Consider the following 15,904-nt stretch of genomic DNA (forward strand, 5'->3'; position numbering starts at 1 on the left):
GACCGGCGCGCCCGGGCCCTGATCAGCCGATGCGCTCGGCCACGACGAGCTGGAACCGCTCGAAGGACAGCCGCACGGTGTTGTGCCGGGCGTCGACGGTTCCGAGAGAGGTGCCGTTGAACGGGTCGGTCAGGCGGTACCTGCCCCGGCCCAGGCCACGCAGCTCGACCGTCCCGTCCCATCGCCCGGCGTAGAAGGCGTAGTGCAGGGCCGCGCCCTTGGCCACCACATGAGCCTCGGGCTTGTCGAAGCCGACGTCGTACAGCTCGCCCCGGTACTCGCCGGTGGACAGCATGTTCTCCTCGTACAGGTTCAGCCACCGGCGCCAGAGGACTTCTCTTTCCGGGGTGAGCACGATCCCGTCGTCCGGGCCCGCGGGGTAGGTGAACTTCGTCGACAGGACGGCTCCCACACCGTAGCTGGAGGCGAAGTCGTCGCCGCCGTCGCTCAGTTCGACGTGGTCGCCGGAGTAGCTGCTGCCCCGGCCCATCAGGGCCTTCATCGTCTTGCCCTTCGTGCGGACCTGGTAGGACGAGAGCGGGTCGGAGCTCGGGTACTGGTCGACGTAGGGCAGGTTGTGGAAGGCGAAGGCGGTGCCGCAGGGGCAGAGTTCGACGACGGCGTCGCGGTCCGCCTCGTGCGCGGCCTCGTACACCGCCTTCCAGAACCGCGCGAGCCCCTCGGTCGATTCCTCGGGGCGGGCATGCCCGTGCGCCGGGTTGTAGCAGGGCGTGACGGCGTTGAGGTGCTGGCCGTCGATCTTGAGCCCTTCGTATCCCCAGTCCCCGATGAACCGCTTCACCTGCCCGACGAAGTAGTCCACCGTCGGCTGGTACGCGGGGCACAGGGTCCAGGCGTCCCACCAGCTCACTCGCTGCTTGTTGCCCTCGCGGTCCAGCAGGAGCATGTCGGAGCGGTTCTTGTACAGCTCGCTCTCCGGGTCCGCCGCCAGCGGAGCCCACCACAGGCGCGGCCGCAGGCCGGCGTCCCGGATCTGCCGGGTGAAGGCGCGCATGTCCCTCGCGCCGCGCGGGAACTTCCGCGGGTCGAGGTCCCAGTCGCCCTCGTTGGTCTGCCAGCCGTCGTCGAGCACCGCCCACTTGAGGCCGACCTCACGCACCTTGGGCAGCGTGCCGACGACCTGCTCGACGGTGAAGTCACGTTCGTAACCCCAGGCGCACCACATGGGTTCCAGGGCCGGCTCGGGCGTCCTGGGCGCACGCTGACCGACGTCCCCCATGTAGTCGCGATAGCGCTGCAGCGGCACGAAGTGGTCGCCCGGCAGGGCGGTCAGGAACGTGGCGTCGGTGGTCAGGCGCCGGCCCGGCTTCAGCGTGACCGGGGTGTCCCCCTCGACGGCGAGGCTCGCCCCGCCGGCCGTCCTGCGCACCGGCAGGCGCAGCATCCTGGGCACCGGTTCGACGTGCCCGACGGAGAGACCGGCGCCCGGCCGCCACACGGTCGCCACGGGGGTGCCGCCGCCGTAGTCGGAGGCGTCCATCCCCAGCGAGTTCTTCTGGACGAACCCGTCCGTCATCGGCTGCACCCAGTCGCGACGGTCCTCGTACGTGGTACCCGAGAAGGTGTAGAAGCCACCGGGGACCTCCAGGAGTTCGTGGGCTCCGCTGCGCCACCCGGTGACCGGCAGATCGGCACCGGTCCCGTTGGTGTAGGTCACCTTCATCACGATCATCCCGGTCAGACGCTGGAAGGAGGTCAGCTCCACCGTCTTGCGGACGCCGGTCGCGGACTCGCCCCAGACCGTCACCCCGACGCCCGCGCCGTGCCGGGAATGCCTGGTCCTGCGGGTCTCGTGGCCGCCGTAGGCGAACTCGTCGATCGCCCTGTCGCCCACCAGCAGGGCCTCACCGGCGTCGAAGCGCGTGACGTCGACGCCCCGCAACGCCACCCTGCTGCGCAGCCGGTCGTCGAACTCCAACGTGATGGAGGTGTCGCCGACCCCGACGAGGTCGGGCCCGCGGTGCCCAGCGGCGACCGCGGGCGGGGCGCCCAGAGCCACGGAGGGGACGGCGGCCAGCCCGGCACCCCCCAGCGCCACCTTCAGCACGCTTCGCCGGTTCACATCCGTCATGTCGGTCTCTCTTTCGGAGCAGGGTCTGGTCCGTAACCGGCTCCTCGAACGGAGTCGGGACACCCGTGAGCGCCGAGGACGACACCATCGGACTCTGGGTGGCCTGCATTGAGAACGTAAGTGGTCTTCAATTGGCATGTCAATGGTTCAAAGATTCGTCGTAGCCCAGGAGTTCACCTCGTGCCGGTACGGAAGTGAGGGATACGGGCGTCTGCGCGCCGGTCGAACCGGTACGCTTCTGGTATGACCGAAGCGAGCACGCCGATGCCCCGAGGCCTCTTCGCCGACGACGCCCTCCCGCTGTACGAGCGCACGGCCGCGCGGCTCCTCGACGACCTGCGCGCCGCCGCCGCCCGCCCCGGTGACCGGCTGCCCTCCGAGCGGGCGCTGGTCACCCGGTACGCCGTTTCGCGCGTGACCCTGCGGGCCGCTCTCGCCCAGTTGGAGGCGCGGGGCATCGTGCGGCCGTCGTCGTCACGCGGGTGGTTCGTCGCCGAACCCGGCCTGTTCCCGGATACGGCGACGGCGCCCGCCTCGGCTGTGCCCCAGGTGCAGGGGTTCGCCGACTACGCCGAGGCCAACGGCTTGACGACGGCCAGCAAGGTGCTCTCCGCCACCGTCCGGCCGGCCACGGTGGCGGAGGGCGAACAGCTCCGCGTCGCCCCGGGCGCCGACCTCTTCGACCTCCACCGGCTGCGGTTCCTGGACGGCCTGCTGGTCGTGCTGGAGCACAATCGGCTGCCGTTGTCGGCGTGTCCGGCCCTGGCCGACGCCGACTTCAACACCGCCTCGCTGTACGCCATCCTGCGCGCCGCCGACCCGCCGCAACTCCCGCGCGTCGCCGACTACTCGGTCGAAGCCCGCCACCCGACGGCACGGGAGATGGAGCTGTTCGAGATCGGCGCCACCATGCCGATGCTGGTCGCGACCCAGCTGACCTCCAACCAGGCCGGGCGCCCGATCGAACTGACCGTCCAGGTCTACCGGGGGGACCGCTACCGGTTCCGGGCCTCCATCACCAACCAGATCTGACCATCCCCTGCTCGAGCCGGGCGTCGGAGCGACCGACGCCCGGCTCGTCGTCGGTCCGGGGCGCGTCGTCGCTCGGCACTCCGCGGCAGGCGGAGGACATCGCCTACCCACCATGCAGACCAGATGCATACCAAAAAAGGTCTATTGACGACCGGAAATAAGACCAGTAGCGTTCCGCAGGAGCTCGGGCCGGGTCATCATCCCGGCGAACGAACTCAGATCGCACTTCAGTGAGGGGTTGGCGATGCAGAGCCCGTTGGACGAGGTCGTCCGGCGCCAGAAGGCCGGACGGCCACAGGGCATCACCTCGGTGTGCTCGGCCCATCCGCTGGTCATCGAAGCGGCCGTGGCGCAGGCGCGTGAGACCGGTGGTCCTGTACTGGTAGAGGCGACCTCGAACCAGGTCGACCAGTACGGCGGCTACACGGGCCTGCGGCCCGCGGACTTCCGAGACCTCGTGTACGGCATCGCGACGGAACGTGGTCTGCCACTGGACCGGGTGATTCTCGGTGGCGACCATCTCGGTCCGAACCGGTGGCAGTCCCTGACGCCCGACCAGGCGATGGAGCGGGCCGAAGCCCTGGTCGCGGCCTACGCCGAGGCGGGCTTCACCAAGATCCACCTGGACTGCAGCTTCCCCTGCGCCGGTGACCCCGTGCCGCTGACCGACGACGTGGTCGCCGAACGCGCCGCGCGGCTGATCCGGGCGGCGGAGGACACGGTGGGCCCGGAGCGGGCGGAGCAGATCCGGTATGTGATCGGTACGGAGGTGCCCACGCCCGGTGGCGCGCACGAGACGCTCGGCGCCCTCGTGCCGACCACGCCCGAGGCGGCGCGCACGACTCTGGAGCAGCACCGGAAGGCGTTCGCCCGGCACGGCATCGAAGGGGTCTGGCCGCGCGTCATGGCCCTGGTGGTGCAGCCGGCCGTGGAGTTCGACCACCTGCGGGTCGTCGACTACCGGCGGGAATCGACCGAGGAGCTGCGCAAGGTCCTCGACGACGAGCCCACCATGGTCTACGAGGCACACTCGACCGACTACCAGACCGCCGAGGCGCTCACCGCGCTGGTCGAGGACCACTGGGCGGTCCTCAAGGTGGGTCCCGGGCTGACCTTCGCCCTGCGTGAGGCACTGTTCGCCCTCGCCGCGATCGAGGACGAGCTGGTGCCGGCCGGTGAGCGGTCACGGCTTCCCGAGGTCGTCGAGCGGCGGATGCTCGCCGAGCCCGCCGAGTGGGAGGGCTACTACCCGGGCAGCGACGCCGAGCAGCGCCTCGCCCGCCGCTACAGCTACAGCGACCGGATGCGCTACTACTGGACCGACCCCGAGATCGAAGCGGCCGAGGCCCGTCTGCTGGCCAACCTTTCGGCCGCGGGGGTCCCGCTGCCGCTGCTCAGCGCGCATCTTCCACTCCAGTACGCCCGCGTTCGGCGCGGCGAGCTCGCCGCCCGCCCGCGGGACCTGGCCGTGGACCACGTCCGCGACGTCCTGCGCGACTACGACCGCGCCGCCAACCAGGACCAGTACCAGGGTCCGGACCAGAACCAGAAGCCCAGCCAGAAGGAGTACGTGTGAGCACGTCCCCCGGCACGCTGCCCTTCGACGACAGCGCTGTCCACACCGTTCGCGAGATCGCCCAGCAGCCCGTCCTGTGGCGGGAGGTCGACCGGATCGTCACGGCCTCCCGGGAATCGCTGGACGCGTTCCTGGGTCCGCTCGTGGCGCGCCGCGACCTGCGCGTGGTCCTCACCGGCGCCGGGACCTCCGCGTTCGCCGGGCAGGTGCTCCAGCCGGCCCTGGCACGGCGCCTGGGCCGGCGCGTCGACGCGGTCCCCACCACGGACCTCGTCGCCGACCCCCGCGGCTGCCTCGCCGAGGACCTGCCCACGCTGCTGGTCTCCTTCGCGCGGTCGGGTGACAGCCCGGAGTCCGTCGCCGCCACCGCCCTGGCCGACCAGGTGCTCACCGAGGTGCACCACCTCGTGATCACCTGCAACGAGCAGGGCCGCCTGGCACGCGAGCACGCCGAGCGGCCGGAGTCCCACGTCCTGCTGATGCCGCCCGCGTCCAACGACCGCGGCTTCGCCATGACGTCGAGCTTCACCTGCATGACGCTCGCGGCACTGCTCGCCCTGGGCAAGGACGCCTACGACGGGGTCGCCGAACGCCTGGCACGGGCAGCGGAGTCGATCATCGAGGGCGCCGCCGCCGACCGCACCGCCGGCGCCCTGGTGGACCGCGCGCCCGAGCGCATCGTCTTCCTCGGCAGCGGCCCGCTGAAGGGCCTCGCGGAGGAGTCGGCACTGAAGGTGCTGGAGCTCACCGGCGGGACGCTCATGGCCGTCGCGGAATCCTCGCTGGGATTCCGGCACGGCCCCAAGGCGGTGCTCAACGAACGTTCCGTCGCGGTGGTGTACGTGTCGAACGACCCGTACACCCGCCAGTACGACCACGACATCGTCACGGAGCTGCGAGGAAACCTCCCCGCCGGCAGTGTCGTCGCGGTCGACGCGCAGACCGGCGCGGGAACGGGCGCGGCCGATGCCTGGCCGCTGCCCGGCCTCGACGACGTCGAGGACGTCGCCCTGGCACTGCCCGCCGTGGTGTACGCCCAGCTCATCGCCCTGCGCGCCTCCCAGGCCCGGGGTCTGCGGCCCGACAACCCGTTCCCCTCGGGTGAGGTCAACCGCGTGGTGCAGGGCGTCATCCTGCACTCCTTGAACAACTGACCGAAGGCGGCGACGGCGCGGATCGAGGGCGCCGGAGGGAGGTACGACGATGTTCCTGGGTGTCGACGGCGGTGGTACGAAGACCGCATTCTGCCTGGTCGACCGGTCCGGGCAGGTGGTGGCGCGAGCACAGGCGGCAAGCTCGTACTACTTCTCCCACGGCATCGAGCTGGTCGAGCGGGTGCTGAAGGAAGGGGTCGACACCGTCTGCGCGGCGGCCGGACTGACCCCGGCCGACATCGAGTACGCCTTCTTCGGCCTGCCCGGCTACGGGGAGGCGGCCCGCGACCTGCCCGTCCTCGACGCGACCCCGCGAGCGGTGCTCGGGCACGACCGCTACGCGTGCGACAACGACATGGTCTGCGGCTGGGCGGGTTCGCTGGGCGCGGTCGACGGCATCAACGTCATCAGCGGCACCGGCTCGATGACCTACGGCGAGCGGCTGGGCCGGGGGGTACGCGTCGGCGGTTGGAGCGAGACGTTCGGCGACGAGGGATCGGCGTACTGGATCGCGGTCCGCGGCCTCAACGCCTTCTCCCGGATGAGCGACGGACGGCTCCCCGAGGGCCCGCTGGCCGCGGTGTTCCGAAGCGGGCTCGGTCTGGAGTCCGACCTCGACGTCATCGACGTCGTCCACAACCGGTGGCAGGGCGACCGGGGCCGGATCGCCGCGCTGAGCCGCTCGGTGGCAGCGGCGGCCGCATCGGGCGACGAGGCCGCGGCGGAGATCCTCGCGGCGGCCGGCCGCGAACTCGCCCTGCTCGTGGAAGTCACCCGCGAACGGCTCGGGTTCGGCCCGGACGAGACCGTACCCATCTCCTACTCCGGCGGCACCTTCGGCGCCGCCGGGGTGCTGGAGGCGTTCACCACCGGACTGAGGAGCCGCTTCACCGGCTACGAGCTGCGGCACCCCCGGTACGAGCCCGTCGTGGGCGCTGCCCTGTACGCGGCGAAACTCGCCGGAACCCCGCTCGACCGGCCGGCGCTCGACGCGCTGCGCAGGACCCCCGGGTCCCCTGCCTCAGGAGAGGACGAAGAATGAAGAACGCCGCAAGAGGCTGGATCCTGTACGCATCGCTGCTGGTCCTGTTCTGGGGTGTGTGGGGCGCCTTCTCCAGCGAGCCGAACAACAGGTACGGCTACCCCAACGAGATGATCTACATCATCTGGGCCTTCACGATGCTCATCCCCGCGTACTTCGCGATGCGCGGCAACAAGTTCGACCGCAGGCCGGTCGCCGCGATGTACGGACTGATCGCCGGCCTGACCGGCGCCGGCGGACAACTCCTGCTGTTCCAGGCCCTCGCCGACGGCCCGGCGTACCTGATCTTCCCCCTGGTGTCGCTGTCCCCGGTGATCACCGTCCTCATGGCGACGGTGCTGCTGCGGGAGCGGCTCACCCGGCTCGCCGTCGTGGGCGTGGTCGCGGCGCTGGTGGCGATCGTGCTGCTCAGCATCCCCAGTGGCGGGGGCGACTCGGACGCGCACGGCCCGTGGCTGCTGATCGCCGTCCTGGTCTGCGTCGCCTGGGGTGTGCAGGCTTTCTGCATGCGCAAGGCCGCGCTCGTCGGGGTCAACGACGCGACCACCTTCGGGTGGATGACCATCAGCGGACTGCTGCTGGTTCCCGTGGCGTTCGCGATCATGGGCGGTCTCCCGTCCGGGGCACCCTGGCAGGCACCGGCGCTCACCGCGGTCACCCAGGTCCTCAACGCGGTCGGCGCGCTGTTCCTGGTCATGGCGTTCAGCCGGGGCAAGGCCACGGTCGTCGCCCCCGTCACCAACGCGCTCGCCCCGGTGCTGACCATCGTGCTGTCCCTGGCGGTCTACCAGACGCTGCCCAGCGTGTGGGGCGCCCTCGGCATCGTGCTCGCCCTCGCGGGCTCGACCCTGATGGTCTACAGCGACGAGAAGAGCGGCGAGAGCGCCGTCGCACCGGGTGCGGCGGAGGACGACGTGAGTTCCGTCGGAGGGTAGTCACGAACGCTCGCCCGCCCGGAGCGGGCGGCACCCGCCCCGTACCGGCCCGACCGACCGTCGAAGCAACACGAAAGCGAGGGGAACACCCCCATGCCGCTGGTTCCCACCCGAGAGCTCGTCTCGCAGGCCGCCGCCGCGGGCCGGTCCGTCGCGGCGTTCAACGTGATCACGCTGGAACACGCAGAGGCGATCACCTCCGGCGCGACGGCCGCGGGCGCCCCCGTGATCCTGCAGATCAGCGAGAACGCCGTGCTGTTCCACGGCGGCCGCGTGGAGCCGATCGCGCGGGCCGCGGCCGAGGTCGGCAAGGCCTGCGACATCGACGTCGCACTGCACCTGGACCACGTGACCGACATGCGGCTGCTGCGCGGGGCGGCCGACGCGGGGTTCTCCTCCGCGATGTTCGACGCCGGGGCGCAGCCCTACGCCGAGAACCTCGCCGCCACCCGCGCCGCGGCCCAGTGGGCCCACGGCGCCGGCCTGTGGCTGGAGGCCGAACTCGGGTACGTGGGCGGCAAGCCCGACGCCCCCGCCAGTGCCCACGCGGCCGGGGTGCGCACCGACCCGGAGGAGGCGGCGCGCTATGTGGCGGACACCGGCGTGGACGCCCTGGCCGTCGCCGTCGGCAGCAGCCACGCCATGACCGAACGGTCCGCGTCCCTGGACCACGCACTGATCGAACGACTGCGGGAGGCCGTGCCCGTGCCCCTGGTGCTGCACGGCTCCTCGGGGGTCGGGGACGAGGAACTGCGGCGAGCCGTCCGGGCGGGCATCGTGAAGATCAACGTCGGTACCGCCCTCAACGTCGCCTTCACGGGCGCGGTCCGCGAGACACTGGCGGCGCGCCCCGACCTGACCGACCCCCGCCCCTACGTCGCCCGCGGCCGGGAGACGATGGCGGAGACGGTACGTGTCCTGCTCGGGGTGCTGGGCGGCTGAGCGACGCCGAGGCGTGCGGCATGCGGACAGCCGCCCTCCTCGCCCGTCACCGCTCCGCGTGCAGCAGCGTGAACCGCGCCCCCTCCGGATCCACCACCGTCGCCACCCGGCCGTTCGGCGTGTCGCGGGCCGGGGCGAGGACGTGCCCGCCCAGGTCGACGAGGCGTGCCACCGACTCGTCCGTGTCGGCCACTTCGAAGTACGTCATCCAGTGCGGCCCCCGGTCGCGCGGCAGGGCGTCGCCGACGCCGTGGATGCCGGCGACGGGGCGGCCGTCGAGGCGCAGGGTGACGTAGTCGCGGTCGGTGGAGGGCTCCGGGAGGAGTTCGAAGCCGAAGACCCTCTCGTAGAACTTGGCGATGCTCGCCGTCTCGTACGTCAGCAGCTCGTTCCACGCCGGTGTGCCGGGCACCCCGGCGATGGCCGTGCCGAGGTGCGCGGCCGCCTGCCAGATGCCGAAGACGGCGCCGGCCGGGTCGGAGCCGAGGGCCATGCGGCCCGCCTCGCCCGCGTCCAGGGGGCCGACACCGACCGTGCCACCGCACATGCGCACCGTTTCGGCCGTCCGGTCGACGTCGTCGGCGGCGAAGTAGGGCGTCCAGGCGGTGGGCAGTTGCCGGTCCGGGGGCAGCTGACCGATGCCGGCCACCTCCCGCCCGTCGAGCAGGGCCCGCGCGTACGGGCCCAGTTGCTGCGGGCCGGGCCGGAACTCCCAGCCGAACAGGGCTCCGTAGAAGTCGTGGGTGGCGGCCGGTCCGTGCACCATCAGGCTCACCCAGCAGGGTGTGCCGGGCGCGCGCCGGGCGTTCGTCTCACCGATCCGGCTGTCCGATCCCCGTGCGTCGGTCATCGTCACCCTCTTCTCGGCCCTCCGCGGGCCGTGCGTCCGCTTCCGCTCCGACGGGCCTCGGCACCGATACCGGCACCGGGTTCCGGTGCGTGGTTCGGGCGACCCGGCGCTCGTGGGGCAGCCCGCCTGGCCGGGCAGTACAGCATGTGCCCGAACCCGTACGCCTCGTGATCGGTACTGTCCGGCGGGCAGAGTAGCCCGACATCGACGCCTCGGCCACTCGGTACGCCAGGATGGGGCCATGAACGCCATCATCTCCGCATCCGAACTCGCCGACGAACTGGCGGGCGCCCATCCGCCCGTCCTGCTCGACGTCCGCTGGCAACTGAGCACGGCGAAGGCGGCGGGAGCCCCGCCGTTCGACGGCCGGGCCGAGTACGCGGCCGGGCATCTTCCCGGTGCCGTCTTCGTCGACCTGGACGGGGAGCTGGCCTCCGCGCCCGGCGCGAACGGTCGGCACCCGCTGCCCGACATCGGGGAGTTCGGTGCGGCGATGCGCCGGGCGGGCGTGTCGCAGGGGCGGCCGGTCGTGGTCTACGACGGCGGGCAGGGGTGGGCGGCGGCCCGCGCCTGGTGGCTGCTGCGCTGGACGGGTCACCCGAACGTGCGGGTCCTCGACGGTGGGTTGCCGGCCTGGGACGCGCCGCTGTCGACGGAGGTCCCGACGCCCGCGGAGGGCGACTTCGCGCCGGTGCCGGGCGCGCCGGGGCTGCTGGACGCGGACGGCGCCGCCGCGCTGGCCCGGTCCGGGGTGTTGTTCGACGCCCGCGCGGGGGAGCGTTACCGGGGCGAGGTAGAGCCGATCGACCGGGTCGGCGGCCACATCCCGGGCGCCGTGTCCGCGCCGACGGCCGAGAACGTGGCCCCGGACGGGCGCTTCCGGCCCGCCGAGGAACTCCGGGCACGCTTCAAGGCCCTGGGCGCGACGGAGGACGGCGCGGTCGGCGTGTACTGCGGCTCGGGCGTGTCGGCTGCCCACGAGGTGCTCGCGCTGGCGGTGGCGGGGATCCCGGCGGCGCTGTACGTGGGCTCGTGGTCCGAGTGGTCCTCGGACCCGGCCCGGCCGGTCGCGGTGGGGCCCGACCCGCAGTAGGGCCCGTGCGCGAGGCCGGGGCGGCACCCACGCGGGTGCGGCCCCGGCCTCGTACGGCACGGTTCACGGCCTTCGGCGAAGACTCCACTCAGTGAAGGCTCGACTCAGCGAAGACTCCACTCGGTGGAGACTCCACTCATCTGGCCGGGACTCGACTACTCCTGCTTCTTGCGCCGCGTGCCGAACACGATCTCGTCCCAGCTCGGCACCGCCGCGCGGCGGCCCGGCCGGACGCCGTCGGCCTCGGCCTGGCGGTCGGTGGAGCCGGTCAGGCGGTCGCGGTGGCTGGCCACCGAGCGCGGCATGAGCACGTCGGCGTAGGCGGAACCGGCCGACGCCGCGGGGGCGGGAGGCTCCTCCACCTCGGGTTCCTCGACGGGCTCCTCCACCGGTTCCGGAGCGCGCTCGGGCACCACCAGGTCGCCGCGGAAGCTCGGTACGGCCTCCAGCAGGCTGGTGAGCGAGTCCCGTTCGCGCTCGGCCGAGGCGGTGGCCGCGGTGTCGTCGGACGGCTCGGACGGCGGCGGGGGCAGGCTCGGCCGCTCCCGCTGCTCCCGGTCGAGGGTGCGGTCCAGCGGCCGGTCGCGCGGCAGCCGGGCGATGCGCGGCACGAACGGGAAGCTGGGCTCGGGCGCGGCGAGGTCGTCGGACTCGCCGATCAGCGCGCGCGCCTCCGCGTCGACGGCCTGGACGAGCCGCCGGGGCGGGTCGTACGTCCAGCTCGCCGAGTGCGGTTCGCCCGCGACCAGGTAGACCAGCAGCACTTCCCAGGTGCCGTCGTCGCGGCGCCAGGAGTCCCACTGGACGGTGTCCTTGTCGGCGCCGCGCAGCAGCAGCCGTTCCTGGACGGCCTCGCCGAGGGGCGGCCCGGAGTTCTCGCCGGGGCGGCGGACGGGGGTCTTGCGGGCCCGCTCCGCCATGAAGGCGCGCTCGGCGAGCACGGGACCCTCGAAGCGCCGTACGCGGTCGACGGGGATGCCGGCCATCTGGGCGACCTCTTCCGCGGTCGCGCCGGCTCGTATACGCGCCTGGATGTCGCGGGGGCGGAGATGACTCTCCACCTCGATCTCGATCTGGCCGAGGCGGGGACGGTCGCCGCGTACGGCGGCCCGGAGCCGCTCGTCGATCGGAAGCGTGTACTCCGTGCTGTCCGCAGCCTTCAGCACCAGCCGTGTGCCGTCATTCGAGACGGCCACGACACGCAGTTCGGGCATGGGGACCTCCCGGGTGGTGCCTGCCGACGTCACGTGCGTCGCTGCTTCCGCTCTGTCGAGTGTGGCCTGCCCGGGTGCAGCCTGCCACAACCTTGCCGAGTTGCCCGGCGTGTCGGGCGAGAGCCCGGGATCGCCGTTATGGCACGGTTACCTGTTCGCAACGCTAAGTGACCAACTCCGTCACCCTGTGCAACTTTCCCCTCCTGGCGGTCCTTCAAGGTTCCGACTCCCTCGCGGGAGACCGGCTCCAGGGCTCGCAACAGTACTCCATTCGGGCCACGTGCGTGGATTGGCACGCCGCCCAACTTCTGGCAAGAGGTGACGGTTGGCCGTCCCCGGCGCCTTTCCGACGATCTTGGACGTGGCGTACTTCACGCAATCACCAGAAACGGAACTAATGGTTTCGGTCGCACGTCCCTTTCTCGTGCAGTTGATCGCTCCCGTACGGAAAGGCAGGCAAGGTCCGACCATGCGTGAAAGGTCCGATGACGCGGGTGAGGTGGACGTGGGTTCGAAGGGGGAGTCCAGGCGGCTCGACCTGAGCGTGCCCCAGGTCGCGGGCAGCGCCCTGGCCGCGGTGGTGGCCGCCAAACTCGCCTCCTCCTTCGGTGTCTACGGCACGATCGCCGGCGCCGGTCTGATCAGTGTCGTCGCCACCTGCGGGGGCTCGGTGCTCCAGCACTTCTTCAAGCGCACCGGGGAGCAGATCCGGGTGAAGCGCACCGTCGCCACCGTGCGGACCGGCGGGCGGGCGGCGTCGGTCCCGGCCTCGCTCACGGAGGCATCCGCTTCCGGTGCGGCTCCCGATTCCGACTCGGCTTCGGCTCCCGCTTCGGCTTCGGCTTCGGCTTCGGGCGAGTTCACCGAGGGCACCGTCTACCGCGCGCGGACCAAGGGCCGGCGCCGCCCGTTGCTCGCGGCGGCCCTCGTCTTCGGCGTCACGATGGCCGGAATCACCGTCTACGAGGTCGCCTCCGGCCAGAACCTGAGCGGCGGTCACAGCACCACCGTCGGCAGCGCCTTCACGGGGCACGACAAGTCCGCGGCCGATTCGGGGAAGCCCGGCGATTCCGACTCCGGCGACTCCGGGGGAGCGCGGGACGGCCGGGACTCGGGCGGCTCCGGTGACTCGGGTGACGCGAAGGACTCCGGGTCCGGGGACGACGCCCCGTCCGCCACTCCTTCCGGGAGCCCGGAGGCGACCGGCGACGGCACGTCGTCCGACGGCGGTTCCCATGAGGAGGGCGGTACGGACCCCGGCCCGACGCCCACCGGGGACGCCACCGGTGACGGGGGGGCCGGTGACACCGGGACCCCCGGTCCGGACGCCTCGGCTACGACCCCAGAACCCGGCGCAAGTAGTCGTTCTGGAACAGACGCTCCGGGTCAAGACGGTCCCGCAGCGCCGTGAACTCGCCGAAGCGCGGATACACCCGGGAGAAGTACGCGGCGTCCCGGGTGTGCACCTTGCCCCAGTGCGGCCGGCCCTCGTACGCCGTGAAGATGCGCTCGGCGGCGGTGAAGTACGCCTGGTAGGGCGTCCCCCGGAACATGTGCACGGCGATGTACGCGCTGTCGCGGCCCGATGCGGTGGACAGCGTGATGTCGTCGGCCGGGGCCGTGCGCACCTCGACCGGGAAGCTGATCCGCAGCCGTGACCGCTCGACCATCGCCCTCAACTCGCGCAGCGCCTCGACGACGGCCCCGCGCGGGACGGCGTACTCCATCTCCACGAACCGCACCCGGCGCGGGGATGTGAAGACCTTGTAGGGAGTGTCCGTGTACGTCCGCGCGGAGAGCGCCCGGCTGGAGACCCGGGCGATCGCCGGGATGGTGGCGGGCGCCGCGCGGCCGACCCAGTTGACCGCCTGGAAGAGGCCGTTGGAGAGGAACTCGTCGTCCAGCCAGCCCTGGAACCGGCCCACCGGCCGCTCCGGACCGGCGCTGCGGTTGTTGCGCTTGGTGTTGGTGCTGCCGGTGTGCGGGAACCAGTAGAACTCGAAGTGCTCGTTCTCCGACCACAGTTCGTCGAAGTCGGCCAGGACCCGGTCGAACGGCATCGGCTCCTCGCGGGCCGTGAGCAGGAAGACCGGCTCCACGGCGAAGGTGATCGCGGTGACGACGCCCAGTGCGCCGAGGCCGATCCGGGCGGCGGCGAACACGTCGGCGTTCTCGTCCTCGGAGCAGGTCAGTACCGAACCGTCCGCCGTGACCAGCTCCAGGCCCCGGATCTGGGCGGCGATCGAGGCCGACTCGCGGCCCGTGCCGTGGGTGCCGGTGCTGGTGGCCCCGGAGACGGTCTGCTCCATGATGTCGCCCATGTTGGTCAGCGACAGGCCCTCACGCGCGAGCGCCAGGTTGAGCCTCTTGAGCGGGGTGCCGGCCTCGACCGTGACCGTCATGGCGTCCCGGTCGATGCCGCGGATGCCCGTCAACAGTTGAGGGCGGATCAACACACCGTCCGTCGCGGCTATCGACGTGAACGAGTGCCCGGTGCCGACCGCCTTGACCCGCTGCCCGTCCTCGGCCGCCCGGCGAACGGCGTCGGCCAGTTCGTCGACGGAGGCGGGAGTGACCTCCCGCGCGGGACGCGCCGAGACGTTGCCGCCCCAGTTACGCCATGTGCCGTTCCGGCCGCTCGTCCTGCCGCTCGCCGTGCGTGTGCTGCTCAACGGTCCCTCCCCGACGCGGTTCCGGCCGCTTGAGCCGGCGGTGCCCGAGGAAACCGACCGCGACCGCGACGGCCCCGGCCACCGCCGGAACCCCGTACCCGGCACGCGCCCCGGAAGCGTCGATCATCCAGCCGCCCGCGGAGGAGCCGAGCGCGACCCCGACCGCGAGTCCGGTACTCACCCAGGTCATGCCCTCGGTGAGCTGCGTGCGTGGTACGTGCTCTTCGATGAGGGACATCGTCGTGATCATCGTGGGAGCGATGGACAGACCCGCAACGAACAGCGCCGCGGCCAGAAACGGCAGGTTTCCGACCAGTAGGAGGGGGATCATACTCACGGCCATCGCACACACGCCCAGGAGCCAGCGGCGTTCCGGCGGTCCGGCGAAGCGCAGCAGCCCGAAAATCATGGCCGCCGTGCACGACCCCGCTGCGTAGAGGGCGAGGACGAGGCTGGCGGCGGCCTTGTGCCCCTCCTCCTCGGCGAACGCCACGGTGACGACGTCGATGGCCCCGAAGATCGTCCCCGTGGCCGCGAACGTGCCGACCAGGACCTGCAGTCCCCGGGAGCGCAGTGCCGTGCCGCCGCCCTTGTGCTCGCGCGGGTGCGGTTCCGGCTCGGTGGCGCGCTGCGCGGTCAGCCAGAAGACACCGGTCGCCAGGAAGCAGGCGGCGAGCAGCGGCCCGGCCTCCGGGAACCAGGCCGTGGACAGGCCGATGGAGATGATCGGGCCGAAGATGAAGCAGACCTCGTCCACCACGGACTCGAAGGAGTACGCGGTGTGCAGGTGCGGTGTGCCCCGGTACAGGGCCGCCCAGCGGGCCCGGACCATCGCCCCGAGGCTCGGCACGCAGCCGATGCCGACACAGGCCACGAACAGCACCCAGTCCGGCCACCCGTAGTGCGCGGCGGGCAGCAGCACCGCCGCCGCGCTCAGCGACACCAGGGTCGCCGGGCGCAGTACCCGGCGCTGCCCGTAGCGGTCCACCAGCCGGGAGACCTGCGGCCCGGCCGCGGCGGCGGCCAGCGCGATGGTGGCCGACAGGGCCCCGGCCAGTCCGTACCGCCCGGTGAGCTGCGAGATCATCGTCACCACGCCGATGCCCATCATCGACAGCGGCATCCGGCCGAGGAAGCCCGCGGCGGAGAAGCCCTTGGTGCCGGGGAGGGCGAACAGGGCGCGGTAGGGACTGGCCAACGAGGTCTCCGGAAGCGGCTCGGTCACGGCTGAGTAAGGTGCGAACGCAGTCGATAGAGCTTACTCGTCCTCACGTTCGGAAACACCCCCTCGGACCTGGTGGA

General features: G+C 72.0%; 13 protein-coding genes. 8 read left to right on the forward strand and 5 right to left on the reverse strand.

The genetic code is table 11. From position 1 onward, the window contains the following. Positions 1 to 22: 22 nt before the first annotated feature. Entirely contained in the window at positions 23 to 2,092 is a 2,070-nt protein-coding gene (locus tag BZZ08_RS06190; protein WP_104631110.1) for a glycoside hydrolase family 36 protein, read from the reverse strand. Between the two features lie 243 nt (positions 2,093 to 2,335). Here BZZ08_RS06190 and BZZ08_RS06195 point away from each other — a divergent pair, with 243 nt between their 5' ends. The 6 genes from BZZ08_RS06195 to BZZ08_RS06220 all read left to right on the forward strand — a co-directional run bounded on the left by BZZ08_RS06195 (position 2,336) and on the right by BZZ08_RS06220 (position 8,773). Further along, positions 2,336 to 3,124 (forward strand): GntR family transcriptional regulator, encoded by a 789-nt coding sequence (locus tag BZZ08_RS06195; protein WP_198601314.1) that lies wholly within the window; start codon positions 2,336 to 2,338, stop codon positions 3,122 to 3,124. A gap of 244 nt (positions 3,125 to 3,368) precedes the next feature. Continuing rightward, complete coding sequence (locus BZZ08_RS06200; RefSeq protein WP_104631112.1) at positions 3,369 to 4,700, forward strand: D-tagatose-bisphosphate aldolase, class II, non-catalytic subunit; 1,332 nt, start codon at positions 3,369 to 3,371, stop codon at positions 4,698 to 4,700. Continuing rightward, on the forward strand, positions 4,697 to 5,854 hold the full coding sequence (locus BZZ08_RS06205; RefSeq protein WP_104631113.1) for an SIS domain-containing protein: 1,158 nt from the start codon (positions 4,697 to 4,699) through the stop codon (positions 5,852 to 5,854). Before BZZ08_RS06200 ends, BZZ08_RS06205 begins: the two co-directional genes overlap by 4 nt. A 49-nt stretch (positions 5,855 to 5,903) precedes the next feature. Beyond that, positions 5,904 to 6,896 carry a BadF/BadG/BcrA/BcrD ATPase family protein gene (locus BZZ08_RS06210; protein ID WP_104631114.1) on the forward strand — a complete coding sequence of 331 codons (993 nt, stop codon included), beginning with the start codon at positions 5,904 to 5,906 and terminating at the stop codon, positions 6,894 to 6,896. Next, positions 6,893 to 7,831, forward strand: a complete 939-nt coding sequence (locus tag BZZ08_RS06215; protein ID WP_104631115.1) for a DMT family transporter — start codon at positions 6,893 to 6,895, stop codon at positions 7,829 to 7,831. The genes BZZ08_RS06210 and BZZ08_RS06215 overlap by 4 nt, the downstream gene beginning before the upstream one ends. A gap of 93 nt (positions 7,832 to 7,924) precedes the next feature. Further along, the gene (locus BZZ08_RS06220) at positions 7,925 to 8,773 is read left to right on the forward strand and encodes a class II fructose-bisphosphate aldolase (RefSeq protein WP_104631116.1); all 849 of its coding nucleotides are present in this window, start codon (positions 7,925 to 7,927) and stop codon (positions 8,771 to 8,773) included. 46 nt (positions 8,774 to 8,819) lie between these two features. On the opposite strand, the gene BZZ08_RS06225 is transcribed toward BZZ08_RS06220, so the two are convergent. Next, entirely contained in the window at positions 8,820 to 9,623 is an 804-nt protein-coding gene (locus BZZ08_RS06225; protein WP_104631117.1) for a VOC family protein, read from the reverse strand. Between the two features lie 241 nt (positions 9,624 to 9,864). On the opposite strand from BZZ08_RS06225, the gene BZZ08_RS06230 reads away from it, so the two are divergent. Continuing rightward, a complete protein-coding gene (locus BZZ08_RS06230) occupies positions 9,865 to 10,716 on the forward strand; it encodes a sulfurtransferase (RefSeq protein WP_104631118.1) in 852 nt (283 codons plus the stop codon). A gap of 155 nt (positions 10,717 to 10,871) precedes the next feature. On the opposite strand, the gene sepH is transcribed toward BZZ08_RS06230, so the two are convergent. Beyond that, on the reverse strand, positions 10,872 to 11,930 hold the full coding sequence (sepH, locus tag BZZ08_RS06235; RefSeq protein WP_104631119.1) for a septation protein SepH: 1,059 nt from the start codon (positions 11,928 to 11,930) through the stop codon (positions 10,872 to 10,874). Positions 11,931 to 12,399: 469 nt separating this feature from the next. On the opposite strand from sepH, the gene BZZ08_RS06240 reads away from it, so the two are divergent. Beyond that, on the forward strand, positions 12,400 to 13,341 hold the full coding sequence (locus tag BZZ08_RS06240; RefSeq protein WP_104631120.1) for a hypothetical protein: 942 nt from the start codon (positions 12,400 to 12,402) through the stop codon (positions 13,339 to 13,341). Here the strand turns inward: BZZ08_RS06240 and BZZ08_RS06245 are convergent. Both BZZ08_RS06245 and BZZ08_RS06250 read right to left on the reverse strand, forming a co-directional pair. After that, positions 13,265 to 14,602 carry a D-arabinono-1,4-lactone oxidase gene (locus tag BZZ08_RS06245; RefSeq protein ID WP_104631121.1) on the reverse strand — a complete coding sequence of 446 codons (1,338 nt, stop codon included), beginning with the start codon at positions 14,600 to 14,602 and terminating at the stop codon, positions 13,265 to 13,267. The two genes, BZZ08_RS06240 and BZZ08_RS06245, sit on opposite strands and share 77 nt — an antisense overlap. Continuing rightward, positions 14,544 to 15,800 carry an MFS transporter gene (locus BZZ08_RS06250; protein ID WP_104631122.1) on the reverse strand — a complete coding sequence of 419 codons (1,257 nt, stop codon included), beginning with the start codon at positions 15,798 to 15,800 and terminating at the stop codon, positions 14,544 to 14,546. The genes BZZ08_RS06245 and BZZ08_RS06250 overlap by 59 nt, the downstream gene beginning before the upstream one ends. Between the last annotated feature and the right edge of the window lie 104 nt (positions 15,801 to 15,904).

The sequence above is a fragment of the Streptomyces sp. MH60 genome, from assembly GCF_002939385.1.
In the GTDB taxonomy this organism is placed as follows: domain Bacteria; phylum Actinomycetota; class Actinomycetes; order Streptomycetales; family Streptomycetaceae; genus Streptomyces.

Bases quoted from the DNA above. Each gene is read 5' to 3' on its own strand.
- BZZ08_RS06220 (WP_104631116.1), top strand. From the start codon at position 7,925: ATGCCGCTGGTTCCCACCCGAGAGCTCGTCTCGCAGGCCGCCGCCGCG.
- BZZ08_RS06225 (WP_104631117.1), bottom strand. From the start codon at position 9,623: ATGACCGACGCACGGGGATCGGACAGCCGGATCGGTGAGACGAACGCC.
- BZZ08_RS06190 (WP_104631110.1), bottom strand. From the start codon at position 2,092: ATGACGGATGTGAACCGGCGAAGCGTGCTGAAGGTGGCGCTGGGGGGT.
- BZZ08_RS06230 (WP_104631118.1), top strand. From the start codon at position 9,865: ATGAACGCCATCATCTCCGCATCCGAACTCGCCGACGAACTGGCGGGC.
- BZZ08_RS06210 (WP_104631114.1), top strand. From the start codon at position 5,904: ATGTTCCTGGGTGTCGACGGCGGTGGTACGAAGACCGCATTCTGCCTG.
- BZZ08_RS06195 (WP_198601314.1), top strand. From the start codon at position 2,336: ATGACCGAAGCGAGCACGCCGATGCCCCGAGGCCTCTTCGCCGACGAC.
- BZZ08_RS06240 (WP_104631120.1), top strand. From the start codon at position 12,400: ATGCGTGAAAGGTCCGATGACGCGGGTGAGGTGGACGTGGGTTCGAAG.
- BZZ08_RS06215 (WP_104631115.1), top strand. From the start codon at position 6,893: ATGAAGAACGCCGCAAGAGGCTGGATCCTGTACGCATCGCTGCTGGTC.
- BZZ08_RS06200 (WP_104631112.1), top strand. From the start codon at position 3,369: ATGCAGAGCCCGTTGGACGAGGTCGTCCGGCGCCAGAAGGCCGGACGG.
- sepH (WP_104631119.1), bottom strand. From the start codon at position 11,930: ATGCCCGAACTGCGTGTCGTGGCCGTCTCGAATGACGGCACACGGCTG.